Raw genomic sequence first — 14,316 nt, 5'->3', positions numbered from 1 at the left:
GGCCATGGTGGCTAGTCCCCGGCTGGGACTGACGGAGTCGCCGTCTCCGGCTGCTGGGTCGACTTCTCCTTCTTGGACTTCCTCAGCCTCATGCGGCTCGGCTTGTCGGCGTCATCTTCGTCGTCCTCGGCAAGGGGTGGCGCTCCGTCGGTGACGTGGTGGGTGCCCTCCTCGGACTCCACCACGTCGTAGGTCTTGCCGGTGTTCTTGATGATCGCGGTGATCAGTGCGGCCATGGGCAGCGCCATGAACGCGCCCATCGCGCCAGCGATCGCGCCACCGGCCATGGCACCGCCGAACGCGATGGCGCCGTTGAGCTCCATGGTCTCCGACGAGAACTTGGGGCTGAGCCAGTAGTTCTCTGCCTGCTGATAGATGATGATGTACACGGTCATGATGAGCGCCGCTGCGGGGCCGATGACCGCGAGCAGGATCATGATCGGCAGCGCCGCGCCGATGTAGGTTCCGATGAACGGAATGAACTCGGACACGAAGCCCATGAAGAGCGCGAGTGGGAGAGAGTAGACCAGCGGCAGGCCGAGGACCATCATGACGAAGAAGCCGAGCCCGCCGTTGACGATCATGAGCAGCATGCGCGAGTAGAAGTAGCCGCCAGTCTGCTCGATCGACTGATCCGCGATCCACCAGAAGACGCGCTGGCGCTCGGGCGGCATGCGTCGCATGAAGGCGCGCACGATCTTGGGGAAGCCGGCCGCGATATAGAACGTGAACGCCGCGATCGTGAAGAGGTCAAAGACCAGTCCGATGCCGGAGCTGATGAGGCCCAGGACGTTGTCGCCCCACTGCGCGACGGAGTGCATCGCCGCATTGACGGCGTCCGACGAGTCCGCGGTGCTGTCGAAGGCGGGAGCGCCGAACGTATCCGCGGTCCACGTGTTGAAGTCAGTCATCCAGTCGCCGACGTTTGCGCCTACGGCGCCGGCAAAGTTGACGACGGCCGGGATTAGGATGCCGACGAGGATGCCTACCATCACCATGGCGATGAGATAGATGATGCCCACGGCGGCGCCGCGGCTAATCTGCCAGCGTCGCACGAGCGAGTTGATGCCGGGAATCATGGCGAGGGCGAAGAACGTGGAGACCACGACGAGGCCGAGCAGGTGTCGGGTCTGATAGAAAACGAACCACGCCACGCCTACCAATACCGCGGCGGCAACGACCTTCCAGATGATCGACCACACGAAGCGGTCCATCGCGGGATCCCGTCGCGCGACGCGTAACGCGCGCGCCTCCTGCTCCGCTTCGATCTCCTCCACGATGTCCTCGGGGATAGGCTCCCCGGGCTCGAATTGGGGACGCGGAAAATCGGAACTGCTGCCTGCTCGCTTAACCATGCCTGCCATCCTGCCAGGCGTGCCACTGAATCACACTATGCGCGGCGTCCCCGCGCTCGTCCGCCCGTCCGCGCGGCTCGGGTGGAGTCGCGCGGACGGGCGGACGGACTAGCGGCTGAGGCGCGCTTCCTGAGGCACTACCTGAGAGAAGAGGTCCTTGGGGTTGAGGGGATCCGCGACCAGGTCGATGTCGTCAGCGAAGCGCGTTCCCGCGGTGCTGTCTCGCACGTACCTGAGCGCTGAGAAGTCCTCGGTCGCGAAACCGACGGAGTCGAAGACGGTGATCTGCTGTTGACTCGTGCGACCGTCGCTCTGGCCGGCGAGGACAGACCACAGTTCGGTGACGGGGTGGTCAGCGGCGAGCTGCTGGATCTCGCCCTCGATGCGCGTCTGGGGCGGGTACTCGACAAAGATCTCCGAGCGGCGCAGGATGTCCGCGTCGAGCTCGGTCTTGCCGGGGCAGTCGCCGCCGATCGCGTTGAGGTGCATGCCAGGCTCGACCATGTCGTCGGTCAGGATGGTGGCGTAGGCCTTGTCGGCCGTGCAGGTGGTGACGATGTCCGAGCCAGCCGCAGCATCGGCCGCAGACGTGGCGCGCACAATGCTGAAGCCGAGCGGGGTTAGGTTCGCGACCAGCTTGTCGATCGCGGCTGGGTCCGTGTCCCACACTCGCAGGTCGGTGATGCCCAGGACGGCCTTGAAGCCGAGCGCCTGGAACTCCGACTGCGACCCGGCGCCGATGATCGCCATGACGGACGCATCGGGGCGGGCGAGGGCGCGCGCGGCGACCACGGAGGTTGCGGCGGTGCGTAGCGCGGTCAGCAGGGTCATCTCCGAGACGAGCACGGGGTAGCCGGTGGCGACGTCGGAGAGCACCCCGAACGCCGTGACCGTCTGGAAGCCGCTGGCAGGGTTGCTGGGGTGGCCGTTGACGTACTTGAAGCCGTAGAGCTCGCCGTCCGAGGTGGGCATGAGTTCGATCACGCCAACGGGTGAGTGCGACGCGATCCGCGCGGTCTTGTCGAAGCTCTGCCAGCGCAGGAAGTCCTGCTCGATGTATTGGGCGAGGTCCCGAATCCGGGCTTCTACTCCCTCGGCTGTGATCCAGTCGCGCATGTGGCGGACGTCGACAAACTGCACCATGATCGGCTCCTTACTTGTGGGGGACTTGAGTGGGCTGAGAGAAACGGAGCGCCATCGTGCAGCACTTGACTCCACCGCCGGCCTTGAGGAGTTCGCTGAGATTGACGACGGCGGGCAAGAACCCGTCTGCGCGGAGCTGCTCAGCAAAGTCGGCTGCCTGCACGGGCATGACCACGTTGAGGCCGTCAGAGACCACGTTGAGGCCGAGCACCCCCGCGTCCTGCTCCGACACGATGATCGCGTCCGGGAAGCGCTCGCGCAATACGGCGAGGCTCGCGTCGTCGAACGCGCTGGGTAGGTACGCAATTTGCTCGTGTCCACGGCGAGTATCGAGCACCGCCAAGGCTGTGTCGAGGTGGTAGTACTCCGGGCGGACCAGCGTCAGGGTGACGACCTCACGGCGGAGGACCTGCGCGGCCTCGCGGTGGCTCTCGGCGCTGCTGCGGAAGCCGGTTCCGGCCAGAATCACGTCGTCCAGAACGAGGAAGTCGCCCTCGCCCTCGTTCACGTAGTTCGACGCCACCACGCGCAGGCCGTGATCGTGAAGCCACGTCGCGTAGGCGTCGGCCTCCGGCTGGCGCTCCGGGTAGCGGAAGCTGGCGATGTAGGCGACGTCGTCGACGACGGTCGCGCCGTTCGCGGCGTAGACCATGTCGGGCAGGCCCTCGGCGGGTTCGATCTGGTGCACCACAAAGCCAAGGCTGCGGTAGGTGTCGCGAAGTTCCTGCCACTGCGCGAGCGCGAGCGCGGTGTCCGTTGGCACGGAGGGATCCATCCAGGGGTTGATCGCGTAGGTGACGTCGTAGTAGTCCGGGGGGCAGACCAGCACGGTCGTGGTGGCGGCGAATCGTGCCGGCGCGGGCGCCGTGCTCGTGGCGACCAGGGGGCTGTCAGCGGGGACTGTAGTCATGCGTACAGCATGTCTGCTTTTCGGTGCGTTTTACGCGCTTATCGCGCAAGAATCATGCAACTATGTCACGATCAATGGAAGAATCAGGCGCAACTCGACACGAATCCATCGACAAGGACGGCCGTGAAATGGCGATCGACGATCTGGACGGCAGCATCCTGGAGGCCCTCCGCGAGGACGGCCGGGCCAGCTACGCGGAGATGGGGACCCGCGTCGGGCTGTCGGCCTCCGCGGTGAAGCGTCGCGTTGACCGCATGGTCAGTAGCGGGATTATTAGGGGCTTTACGGTGCTGATTGACCCAGAACTCGACGGGCGCGGCACCGAGGCGTACGTCGAACTCTTCTGCCGAGGCAACGTCGCCCCGCTGGAACTGACGCGGATCATGTCCGCGCTGCCCGACGTCGTCGAGGCGTGGACAGTCACCGGCGCGGCCGATGCTGTGGTCAGGATTCGTGCGCGTGACACCGCGAGCCTGGAGGTTGCGCTCGAGAAGGTGCGGCTCGCGCCGCAGGTGGACTCCACGCGCAGTGCGATCGTGTTGTCCCGACTCATCGAGCGCCGGTAGCTAGAGCAGTCAGGTTGCGGTGCGACTCGCACTGCCCGGAGATGACGTGGTGGGCTACACCCAGCTCGGCAGCCACATGTGCGCCTGCCAATATGCGAACGGGATTGGCGTTCCGAGCCACAGGGGCGCGAAGAAGCCGGAGATCACCAGCACCGCCCCCACGAACGACAGCGCGACGATGGTGCCGCCGCGCGACCACCCGCCCCTAAGCCTGTCCGGCTGGGCGACGTTTTTGAGCGCCCAGATCAATGTCAGCACCAGGAACGGCGCCATCGCGATCGTGTAGAACGTGAAGATGGTGCGGTACGCGTACGGCAGCCAGGGAAGCCAAGCCGCGAAGGCGCCCAGAGAAACCGTGAGAGCGAGCATGTCGCGGTGGCGGATCATCCGGTAGATCGCGTAGCCGAGCGCGATGGACCCCGCCCACCAGATCAGCGGGTTGCCCAGCGCGTGAACCGCGCTGACGCATCGTTCCGCGCCGCAGGCCGCGTCGGGCGCGTTCTCAAAGAAGAACGCGGTGGGGCGCCACTGCAGCGGCCAGAACCAGGGGTTCGACATGTAGGTGTGCTCGGTGGTGAGGTTCTCGTGGAACTTCCACATTTGCAGGTGATAGTGCACGAGCGAGTTGAGTGAATCCGGGAGCCAGGTGGTCCCCTTGCCGGGGTTCGCCTGCGCCCAGTGGCGGCCGTAGGAGTCGTTCGACATGAACCACGGGAACCATGTCGCGGTGTACACCACGAGGGTCGAGGCTATTGCCAGCAGCCCGGCTGGGACCGCGCGCAGCAGGCCGCCCCACGCCCACCGCTGGACCCCGGCCGACCGTCGGTCAAGCAGGTCCCAAGCCACGGAGAGCAGAAGGAACGCCGCGGCGAAGTAGAACCCGGACCACTTGACGGATCCCGCCATGGCGAACATAAGAATCGCGACCCAGCGCCACCATCGAATTCCTAGGCCGGGACCCATGCCGGGAAGCTTCGCACCCGGCGCGAGATGCGCCGCCGCACGGGCATCGGCCGCGCGCTCTGCCAACTTTCTTCGAGTGACGTGCCTGTCGACCAGGAGCGCGCCAAACCCTGCCACGGCAAAGAAGGCGAGGTAGATGTCCAGAAGTCCGGTGCGCGCCAGCACGATTCCCTGACCGTCCACGGCCAGGAAGAGGCCGGCGATCATGCCCCACAGCGTGGAGCGCAAGAGGTGGCGAGCGATAAAGGCAAGCATCACGCACATGATCACGCCCAGCAGCGCCCCCATGACGCGCCAGCCGAAGGGGTTGTTGCCAAAGATTTGGATGCCGAGCGCTATGAACAGTTTTCCGACCATGGGGTGCACCACGAAGTCGCCCTCGGCCTCCAGGCCGGAGAGGTCGCCCTGGGCGAAGGCGTCATTCTCGCCCGTCCAGTTGCCCTCGTAGCCGAGCGTCGCGAGCGAGAATCCGCCGCGCACGTAGAAGACTTCGTCGAACACCAGCGCCTTGGGCCAGCCGAGCGCCGTGAACCGCAACATCGAGGCAATAATGCCGACCGAGCTCGCCATGAGGGCGACGCGCCAACGCCAAACAAAAGTCATCAGCGCGGTGTAGCGCGAGTCGGTCATCAGGGGCACAAACAGGAGCCTAGTTGGTGCGCGTCGCCAAGGACGCACTAAACGGTGTGCCACGCTTAGCCCATGACTGGACGCATCGTGCTGGCGGCGACGCCAATCGGCAACGTCGCGGACGCCTCCGCGCGACTGTGCGATTTGCTGGAGAGCGCAGACCTGATCGCCGCGGAGGACACGCGGCGCTTGCGCGATCTAGCCGCGCGCCTGGGGCTGAACATTACGGCGCAAGTGATCGCCGTGCACGACCACAACGAACGGGATAAGGCAGGGCTGTTGGTCGCGGAGGCGCTCGCGGGCAAGACGGTCCTTCTCGTGTCCGATGCCGGGATGCCGTCCGTCTCGGATCCGGGCTTTCGCGTCGTCGAGGCCGCGGCCGTGGCGGGAGTCGAGGTGACCGTCGCGCCTGGGCCGAGCGCCGTGCTGACTGCGCTTGCGCTGTCTGGGCTGCCCACTGATCGGTTTACCTTCGAGGGTTTCCCCTCCCGCAAGGCGGGCGAGCGGGCGAGTGCGCTGGCGGCACTCGCGAGCGAGGCGCGCACGATGGTGTTCTTCGAGGCCCCTCACAGACTCGACGCGACCCTCGCGGCCATGGCGGACGCCTTCGGGCCACAGCGCCGCGCCGCGGTTTCGCGGGAACTCACCAAGACGTACGAGGAGACCAAGCGCGGGGCGCTCGCCGAGCTGGCTCAGTGGGCGAGCGAGAACGATCCGCGCGGCGAGATTGTCATCACGGTGGCGGGCAGGCCGGCTGAGCAGCCGTCAATGCCCGACCTGGTCCGCGAGGTGCTGGCCAGGGTCGCGGCGGGGGAACGGGCCAAGGATGCGGTCGCCGACCTCGCCGGAGTCGCCGGCGTGCCACGACGTGAGTTGTACGCGGCGGTGCTCGAGGCCCGTAAGGAAAGCTAGTGCGCCGCGAGAAACATCGCGCTTACGGGCGGCGCGCGTGGACGACGGTCGCGGTCACCATCGCGCTCGGAGTCGCGCTGGGCCTCGCGGTCGGGAAAGCGGCCTCGGTGGTCATGGCAGGCGACGCGCAGCCGTCTCCGATCGCCGATGCCGCCGACGCCGCCGCGAGCGCTATCCCCGAAGTGAGCGCCCCGGTGGTCGCGCCCCGGGAGCCGGACGAACTGCCATCGAGCGGCTTCAACACTGAGCGGTACTCGCTGGACGACGCCGACTCCCCGTGGGTTGTCGTCAACAAGGCGCGCCCGCTCGAGCCCGAGTCTTACGTGCCCGACGACCTGGTCTCGGTCCCCGGCGTCGTCTTTACCGATGGCGGGACGATGCGCAGAGAGGCGGCCGATGCGCTGTCGGATATGTCGGACGCCGCGACGGCGCGGGGCTCGGGTTTCAGGGTGTCCAACGCGTACCGGGACTACGGTCGCCAGGGTGAGATCTACGACCACTACGCCAGCGAGAACGGCACTGAGCAGGCGGATCAGTTCTCCGCGCGGCCCGGCTTCTCGGAGCATCAGACGGGTTGGTCCGCGGACCTATACGACACCGAGGCGTGCAGACTGAAGGTGTGCTTTGGGTCCTCAGACGCCGGTAGTTGGGTCGCTGAGCACGGGGCGGATTACGGATTCATCGTTCGCTACCCGGAAGGATCCAGCGAGATCACCGGATACAAGTACGAGCCTTGGCACGTGCGCTACGTCGGCGTCGACCTCGCGACCGAGATGCGGGAGCAGGGTGTAGAGACGCTGGAGGAGTTCTTCGATCTGCCCCCAGCACCCAAGTACTAACCCCATTATTCTGCTAGGTGAGCGTTCACAGGCGCGGTAAAGTATGACTCGCGGCACGACGACGTTGCCGGGTACTTAAACGAGGAGGCACTGTGGCCGGGACGCGTAGAGGCCCGAGCATGCACGACGTCGCCGCGCTCGCTGGGGTGTCTCACCAGACAGTTTCACGGGTGATCAACGGCTCCACGAACCTGCGCCCCGAGACTCGTGACCGCGTCCTCGCGGCGATCGAGGAACTCGGCTATCACCGCAACATGGCCGCCCGAGCGCTCGTCACCGGCCGCACCCACTCCATCGGCGTACTGACGCCGGGGGAGCCTAACTTCGGAACGATGTCCTCAGTGCAGGCCGTCGAGCGGGCCACGCGCGAGTCGGGCTACTTCCCGCTGGTGACGAGTGCCTTGTCTGAATCGGAGTCGATCGCGGCGGCGCTCGAGTTCCTGCGGGATCGCTCGATCGAGGCGCTCGTCGTGGTCGCCCCGCACGACACGGTGCTCCAGCAGCTCGACTCGCTCAAATCCGACGTCCCGATCATTACGTTGCAGACCGGTGGCTACGACGGGGGCCACGCGGTGCCGATTAGCCAGGCCGACGGGGTGCGAGCGGCCATCGACTACCTCCGGTCAATGGGGCACCGCCGCATCCAGCACCTCTCCGGCCCGTCGAGTTACTTCGAGGCGCAACTGCGCCGGGTCGCCTTCGACGAGGCGGTTCAGGCTCACGGGCTCGCCGACTTCGAGACCCTCGAGGGTGACTGGGGAGCCGACTCCGGCTATGAATGCGGGTCGCGGGTGGATCCCGACGCCACGGCGGTGTTCTGCTCGAACGACCAGATGGCGTTGGGGCTGATCCACGCGCTCAGCGACGCGGGGCGACGGGTGCCCCAGGACATATCTGTGGTGGGCTTCGACGACATCCCCGAGTCTGCGCACAGCCTGCCGCCGCTCACTACGATTCACCAGGACTTCGAGGGCGTGGGACAGCGAGCCGTGGAGCTGATTCTGGCGCAGCTCAAGGGGGAAGAGGCGCCCGAGCGCGGCCCCTTCACCCCGTGGCTCGTGGTGCGCGAGTCCGTGGCCCGCGCTTAGTCTTTCGAGCCAGGTCGGCTGGAGTCGGATCCTCCACGACTCGGTATGTTAACGTTAATCTAGACTTTGGATACGACCGGCAAGGAGGCCGAGAATGACCGTTGAACATCACAAATATGTGATCGGTGTCGACTACGGAACCCTCTCGGGGCGAGCGCTAGTAGTGCGCGTCGCCGATGGGGCCGAACTCGCGAGCGCGGTGCACGAATACCCGCACGCCGTGATGGACACGACTCTGGCCGCGACCGGCGCCGCGCTGCCGCCCGAGTGGGCCCTGCAGGTGCCGCAGGACTACCGCGAGGTGCTCCAGGCGGCGGTGCCCGCGGCCGTCAAGGCGTCGGGGATCGACCCGGCGGACGTGATCGGCATCGCGACGGACTTCACCGCCTCCACTCCCATGCCGGTGATCGCTGACGGCACTCCACTCAACGAGCTGGCCGAGTACGCGGACCGCCCTCACGCTTATATCAAGTTGTGGAAGCACCACGCCGGACAGGGCCAGGCGAACCGCATCAATGAGCTCGCGGCCCAGCGCGGCGAGAAGTGGCTCGCGCGCTACGGGGGATTCATCTCCAGCGAGTGGGAGTTCGCCAAGGGCCTGCAGTTGCTCGAGGAGGACCCCGAGCTGTATCACCGCATGGATCACTGGGTGGAGGCCGCGGACTGGATCGTGTGGCAGCTGTGCGGCGAGTACGTTCGCAATGCCTGCACCGCCGGTTACAAGGGGATCCTGCAGGACGGCGAGATGCCCAGCCGCGAGTTCCTTGCGGCGCTCAACCCTGACTTCGCCGACTTTGCCACCGACAAGGTGGCACATACCATCGGCGCGCTCGGCGCATCGGCCGGCACGCTGACGGCCCAGGCCGCCGAGTGGACGGGGCTGCCCGAGGGCATTCACGTCGCGGTCGGAAACATCGACGCGCACGTGACCGCCCCCGCGGCGAAGGCCACGGAGCCGGGCCAGATGCTCGCGATCATGGGCACCAGCACGTGCCACGTCATGAACGGCGACCACCTCGCCGAGGTGCCGGGCATGTGCGGCGTCGTGGACGGCGGGATCGTCGACGGTCTGTTCGGCTACGAGGCCGGACAGTCCGGGGTGGGCGACATCTTCGCCTGGTACGTCAAGAACCAGGTGCCGCAGGCGTCGCACGATGCCGCGGCGCTGGCTGGCAAGTCAGTTCACCAGTACCTCACTGACCTTGCGTACGAGGAGCCTGTAGGCGCCCACGGGCTGGTCGCGCTCGACTGGCATAACGGCAACCGGTCGGTGCTCGTCAACACCGAGCTCAGCGGCACCATCGTGGGCCTGACGCTTGCCACCCGGCCCGAACAGGTCTACCGCGCGCTGCTGGAGGGCACCGCCTTTGGCGCCCGCACCATCGTCGAGACCTTCACCAAGGCCGGCGTGCCAGTGACCGAGTTCGTGGTCGCAGGGGGGCTGCTCAAGAACCCGCTGCTCATGCAGACGTATTGCGACGTGCTGCGCATGCCCATCTCGATCATCGACTCAGACCAGGGGCCCGCGCTGGGCTCAGCGATACACGCCGCGGTCGCCGCCGGCGCGTACCCGGACATCCGCTCGGCCGCAGAGGTGATGGGCAAGGTCATCAAGGGCGCGTACACGCCCAATGAGGCGGCCGCCGACGCCTACGACGAGCTCTACGCCGAATATAGCCAGTTACACGACTACTTTGGGCGCGGAGCGAACGACGTGATGCGCCGCCTCAAGAACCGCCGAAGGGAAGTGCTGTCATGACCAGCCCCAACGGAGTAGCACCCAACGGCGCGACGGAGGCCATCGTCTCCGTCCGCAGGCAGGTCGCGGACCTCCACAACGAGTTGGTGAAGAACGAGCTCATCACGTGGACCGGCGGCAACGTCAGCGGCCGCGTCCCCGGCTTCGACCTCTTCGTCATCAAGCCCAGCGGGGTCGTCTACGACGACCTCACGCCGGACAACATGGTCCTGTGCGACCTCGACGGCGCGGTAATAGAGGGCTCGGACGGCTCCGAGCGCCACCCGTCGAGCGACACGGCGGCGCACGCCTACGTCTACCGCCACATGGCGCACGTCGGCGGCGTGGTTCACACCCACTCCACGTACGCGACGGCCTGGGCCGCCCGCGGCGAGGCGATCCCGTGCGTGATTACGGGCATGGCCGACGAGTTCGGCGGGGATATCCCCGTGGGGCCCTTCGCGATCATCGGCGACGAGTCCATCGGCCGCGGCATCGTCGCGACCTTGGACGGGCATCGTTCGCGCGCGGTACTCATGCAGAACCACGGCGTCTTCACCATCGGCAAGGACGCGAAGGACGCCGTCAAGGCTGCCGTCATGTGCGAGGACGTCGCGCGCACCGTCCACATCGCCAAGCAGGGCGGCGACCTGATCCCCATCGAGCAGTCCGCGATCGATTCCCTCTTCGACCGCTATCAAAATGTGTACGGACAAGCACCACAAGGAGACATCAAGTGAGCACCAGCATCGTTCCCGACCTCGCCACCTACGAGGTGTGGCTCCTCACCGGCAGCCAGACGCTCTACGGCGAGGAGACCCTGCGTCAAGTGGCCGCGCAGTCACAAGACGTGGCCGCCAAGCTTCAGGCGTCCTCGGATGTGCCAGTGACGGTCGTGTGGAAGCCGGTCCTTACCGGGCGCGACGCGATCCTGGACGTCATGCTCGAGGCCAATGCGGCCAAGAACGTCATCGGCGTCATCACCTGGATGCACACGTTCAGCCCCGCGAAGATGTGGATCACCGGGCTCGACGCGCTCCAGAAGCCGCTGCTGCACTTCCACACGCAGGCCAACGTCGAGTTGCCGTGGGACACCATCGACTTCGACTTCATGAACCTCAACCAGGCGGCGCACGGCGACCGCGAGTTCGGGTACATCGAGGCCCGCATGGGGGTCGCCCGCACCACGGTGGTTGGCCACGTGTCCGACCCCGAGGTCACCAAGCGCATCGGAACGTGGACGCGTGCGGCCGCCGGTCGCGCGGCGTCGAAGAGCCTCAAACTGGCCCGATTCGGCGACAACATGCGTTATGTGGCCGTCACTGAGGGAGACAAGACCGAGGCCGAGATCGTCTTTGGCGCTGAGATCAACACGTGGGGAGTCAACGAACTCGCCGCGGCCGTCCATGCCGCATCGGACGCAGACATCGACGCCCTGGTCGCCGAGTACGTCGAGCTGTACGACGTCGCGGCGGAACTCCTCCCGGGCGCCGAGCGCCACGAGTCGTTGCGCTACGGCGCGGCTGTGGAGATGGGGCTGCGGTCGTTCCTCGAGGAGGGCGGCTTCCACGGCTTCACCACCAGCTTTGAGGACCTGGGTGATCTGCGCCAGCTCCCCGGGCTCGCGGTCCAGCGACTCATGGCCGACGGCTACGGCTTTGGCGCGGAGGGTGACTGGAAGACGGCCATTCTGGTGCGACTGTCCGCCGTGATGGGCGCGGGACTGCCCGGCGGTGCGAGCCTCATGGAGGACTACACCTACCACCTGGTGCCCGGTCAGGAACTGAGCCTGGGGGCACACATGCTCGAGGTCAGCCCGTCGCTCACCACCGCCAAGCCCAGCCTCGAGGTCCACCCGCTCGGCATCGGCGGCAAGGAGGACCCGGTACGCCTGGTCTTCACCGCGGATCCCGGTCCCGCGGTGGTCGTCGCGCTGAGCGACATGCGCGAACGCTTCCGCATGGTGGCCAACGTCGTCGAGAACGTGCCGCTGCCCGCGCCGATGCCGAACCTCCCGGTTGGGCACGCGGTGTGGAAGGCGTCGCCGGACTTCCGTACGGCCACATCCGCGTGGCTGGCAGCGGGAGCGGCGCATCACACCGTAATGTCGAACCAGCTCGACGTCGCGGTGTACCAAGACTTCGCCCAGATGACTGGGGTGGAGATGCTCACCATCGACGAGGGCACGACGCTCGTAGAATTTGAGCGTGAAATGAAGTGGAATGCTGCGTACTACCGCCTGAATCAAGGGTTCTAGTCGTACTTCTGCCGGTGAGGGCGCCCCCTGCGGGAGGCCGGGTGCCGTGGGACTGAGCCCCACGGCACCAACCCGGTAGTAGCAGGTCAGTAGAATGAGCCGCATGTCACACATCCTCTCTGCTGTTGCCTGGCCGTATGCCAACGGACCCCGACACATCGGCCACGTGGCCGGTTTCGGCGTTCCCTCGGACGTTTTCTCCCGCTACATGCGCATGGCAGGCAACGACGTGCTGATGGTTTCCGGCACCGACGAGCACGGCACGCCGATTCTGGTCCAGGCTGATCAGGAGGGCGTCAGCCCCATCGAGCTCGCCGACCGCTACAACCGCGTGATCGTCGAAGACCTCACGTCGCTCGGTCTGAGCTACGACCTCTTCACCCGCACCACCACCGGCAACCACTACGCCGTGGCCCAGGCGATGTTCAAGGCCGTGAACGCGAACGGCTATATGGTCGAGCAGACCACCCGCGGCGCCATCTCGCCCTCCACGGGACGCACGCTGCCGGACCGCTATATCGAGGGAACGTGCCCCATCTGCGGCGACGACGGCGCTCGCGGCGACCAGTGCGACAACTGCGGCAACCAGCTCGACGCGATCGACCTCAAGAACCCGCACAGCAAGATCAACGGCGAGACGCCCAAGTTCGTGGAGACGGAGCACTTCTTCCTCGACCTGCCCGCGCTGGCCGACTCGCTGTCCGAGTGGCTGGGAGCCCGCCAGGGCTGGCGCCCCAACGTCATGAACTTCTCGCGCAACCTGCTCGCCGACATGCGCCCGCGGGCCATGACGCGCGACATCGACTGGGGCATCCCCGTGCCCCTGGCTGGCTGGGAGGACAACCCCAGCAAGCGCCTGTACGTCTGGTTCGACGCCGTCATCGGCTACCTGTCCGCGTCCATCGAATGGGCGCGCCGCGAGGGCGACCCGGAGGCGTGGCGCAAGTGGTGGAACGACCCCAAGGCGGAGTCGTACTACTTCATGGGCAAGGACAACATCACCTTCCACTCGCAGATCTGGCCTGGCGAGCTGCTCGCGGCCAACGGTCGCGGCTCCAAGGGAGGCAAGCTCAGCGAGTTCGGCGACCTGCAGCTGCCCACCGAGGTGGTCTCGAGCGAGTTCCTCACCATGGAGTCAGCCAAGTTCTCCTCGTCGCGCGGTCACGTCATCTACGTGCGCGACATGCTCGCCAGGTACCAGCCCGATGCGCTGCGCTACTTCATCGCGACGGCGGGTCCCGAGACCTCCGACGCCGACTTCACGTGGTCGGAGTTCAAGCGCCGCACCAACGACGAGTTGGTCGCGGGCTGGGGCAACCTGGTCAACCGCACCGCGTCGCTACTGAACAAGAACGTGGGCGAGATTCCCGCGCTTGCTGACCTGCAGGATGTGGACCGTGCCGCCCTCGATGCGTCGCACGCGGCCTTCGAGTCCGTCGGATCGCTGGTCCGCACTCACCGCCAGCGCGCCGGCATCAACGAGGCCATGCGCGTCGTGGGCGACGCGAACCGCTACCTGGCCGAGACCGAGCCGTGGAAGCTCAAGAACGCGGACCCCGAGCGCATGAAGACCGTGCTCGGCGTGGCGGCTCAGCTGATCTCCGACGCCAACACGATGCTGTCGCCCTTCATGCCGCACAGCGCGCAGAAGGTTCACGAGGCGCTCGGCGGTACCGGAGTCTTCTCGCCGATGCCGAAGATTAACGAGGTGCAGGACCTCGACCTGCCCGACCGTCAGTACCCGGTCATCCAGGGCGACTACTCGGGTCAGGCCGGCCTGTGGTCGCGCAACCAGGTGGTGCCGGGAACCGCGGTGCCCGCGCCCAGCCCGATCTTCACCAAGCTGGACGACGACATCGTCGAGACCGAGCTTGAACGAATGAACTCGGACAGCTGAACCTGCGGATGAACGTGA

Annotated in this window: 12 protein-coding genes; 8 read left to right on the top strand and 4 right to left on the bottom strand. The window is 66.4% G+C overall.

The annotated features are described in order from the left end of the window. Window positions 1-11: 11 nt before the first annotated feature. The 3 genes from ACQU6B_RS11185 to ddaH form a co-directional block, all read right to left on the bottom strand. Window positions 12-1,355: an AI-2E family transporter gene (locus ACQU6B_RS11185; protein ID WP_430867627.1), complete on the bottom strand. Its 1,344-nt coding sequence runs from the start codon at window positions 1,353-1,355 to the stop codon at window positions 12-14. A 108-nt stretch (window positions 1,356-1,463) separates the two neighbouring features. Beyond that, window positions 1,464-2,498: an ornithine cyclodeaminase gene (locus ACQU6B_RS11180; protein WP_430867626.1), complete on the bottom strand. Its 1,035-nt coding sequence runs from the start codon at window positions 2,496-2,498 to the stop codon at window positions 1,464-1,466. 10 nt (window positions 2,499-2,508) lie between these two features. After that, window positions 2,509-3,408, bottom strand: a complete 900-nt coding sequence (ddaH, locus tag ACQU6B_RS11175) for a dimethylargininase (protein WP_430867625.1) — start codon at window positions 3,406-3,408, stop codon at window positions 2,509-2,511. Window positions 3,409-3,542: 134 nt separating this feature from the next. On the opposite strand from ddaH, the gene ACQU6B_RS11170 reads away from it, so the two are divergent. Beyond that, on the top strand, window positions 3,543-3,974 hold the full coding sequence (locus tag ACQU6B_RS11170) for an Lrp/AsnC family transcriptional regulator (protein WP_430869244.1): 432 nt from the start codon (window positions 3,543-3,545) through the stop codon (window positions 3,972-3,974). 54 nt (window positions 3,975-4,028) lie between these two features. Here ACQU6B_RS11170 and ACQU6B_RS11165 read toward each other — a convergent pair whose 3' ends face one another. After that, window positions 4,029-5,540, bottom strand: a complete 1,512-nt coding sequence (locus ACQU6B_RS11165) for a dolichyl-phosphate-mannose--protein mannosyltransferase (RefSeq protein WP_430867624.1) — start codon at window positions 5,538-5,540, stop codon at window positions 4,029-4,031. Window positions 5,541-5,639: 99 nt separating this feature from the next. On the opposite strand from ACQU6B_RS11165, the gene rsmI reads away from it, so the two are divergent. From rsmI to metG, 7 genes are all read left to right on the top strand, one after another. Then, window positions 5,640-6,479, top strand: a complete 840-nt coding sequence (rsmI, locus tag ACQU6B_RS11160) for a 16S rRNA (cytidine(1402)-2'-O)-methyltransferase (RefSeq protein WP_430867623.1) — start codon at window positions 5,640-5,642, stop codon at window positions 6,477-6,479. Next, a complete protein-coding gene (locus tag ACQU6B_RS11155; RefSeq protein ID WP_430867622.1) occupies window positions 6,479-7,318 on the top strand; it encodes a M15 family metallopeptidase in 840 nt (279 codons plus the stop codon). Before rsmI ends, ACQU6B_RS11155 begins: the two co-directional genes overlap by 1 nt. Before the next feature lie 119 nt (window positions 7,319-7,437). Next, complete coding sequence (locus ACQU6B_RS11150; RefSeq protein ID WP_430867621.1) at window positions 7,438-8,406, top strand: LacI family DNA-binding transcriptional regulator; 969 nt, start codon at window positions 7,438-7,440, stop codon at window positions 8,404-8,406. Between the two features lie 94 nt (window positions 8,407-8,500). After that, entirely contained in the window at window positions 8,501-10,165 is a 1,665-nt protein-coding gene (gene araB / locus ACQU6B_RS11145) for a ribulokinase (RefSeq protein WP_430867620.1), read from the top strand. Beyond that, window positions 10,162-10,884 (top strand): L-ribulose-5-phosphate 4-epimerase, encoded by a 723-nt coding sequence (locus tag ACQU6B_RS11140; protein WP_430867619.1) that lies wholly within the window; start codon window positions 10,162-10,164, stop codon window positions 10,882-10,884. The genes araB and ACQU6B_RS11140 overlap by 4 nt, the downstream gene beginning before the upstream one ends. Beyond that, complete coding sequence (gene araA / locus ACQU6B_RS11135; protein ID WP_430867618.1) at window positions 10,881-12,401, top strand: L-arabinose isomerase; 1,521 nt, start codon at window positions 10,881-10,883, stop codon at window positions 12,399-12,401. The genes ACQU6B_RS11140 and araA overlap by 4 nt, the downstream gene beginning before the upstream one ends. 103 nt (window positions 12,402-12,504) lie before the next feature. Continuing rightward, entirely contained in the window at window positions 12,505-14,298 is a 1,794-nt protein-coding gene (gene metG, locus ACQU6B_RS11130; protein WP_430867617.1) for a methionine--tRNA ligase, read from the top strand. The last annotated feature ends 18 nt before the right edge of the window (window positions 14,299-14,316 follow it).

It is taken from the genome of Demequina aurantiaca (assembly GCF_050598105.1).
Lineage (GTDB): Bacteria > Actinomycetota > Actinomycetes > Actinomycetales > Demequinaceae > Demequina > Demequina aurantiaca_A.
The sequence above is the reverse complement of the archived record's forward strand: the minus strand, read 5'-3'. Positions and strand labels throughout refer to the sequence as shown.

Excerpts from the sequence above, each read along its gene's own strand:
- ACQU6B_RS11150 (WP_430867621.1), top strand. The coding sequence starts at position 7,438 with ATGCACGACGTCGCCGCGCTCGCTGGGGTGTCTCACCAGACAGTTTCA.
- ACQU6B_RS11185 (WP_430867627.1), bottom strand. The coding sequence starts at position 1,355 with ATGGTTAAGCGAGCAGGCAGCAGTTCCGATTTTCCGCGTCCCCAATTC.
- ACQU6B_RS11180 (WP_430867626.1), bottom strand. The coding sequence starts at position 2,498 with ATGGTGCAGTTTGTCGACGTCCGCCACATGCGCGACTGGATCACAGCC.
- rsmI (WP_430867623.1), top strand. The coding sequence starts at position 5,640 with ATGACTGGACGCATCGTGCTGGCGGCGACGCCAATCGGCAACGTCGCG.
- araB (WP_430867620.1), top strand. The coding sequence starts at position 8,501 with ATGACCGTTGAACATCACAAATATGTGATCGGTGTCGACTACGGAACC.
- ACQU6B_RS11165 (WP_430867624.1), bottom strand. The coding sequence starts at position 5,540 with ATGACTTTTGTTTGGCGTTGGCGCGTCGCCCTCATGGCGAGCTCGGTC.
- ddaH (WP_430867625.1), bottom strand. The coding sequence starts at position 3,408 with ATGACTACAGTCCCCGCTGACAGCCCCCTGGTCGCCACGAGCACGGCG.
- metG (WP_430867617.1), top strand. The coding sequence starts at position 12,505 with ATGTCACACATCCTCTCTGCTGTTGCCTGGCCGTATGCCAACGGACCC.
- ACQU6B_RS11140 (WP_430867619.1), top strand. The coding sequence starts at position 10,162 with ATGACCAGCCCCAACGGAGTAGCACCCAACGGCGCGACGGAGGCCATC.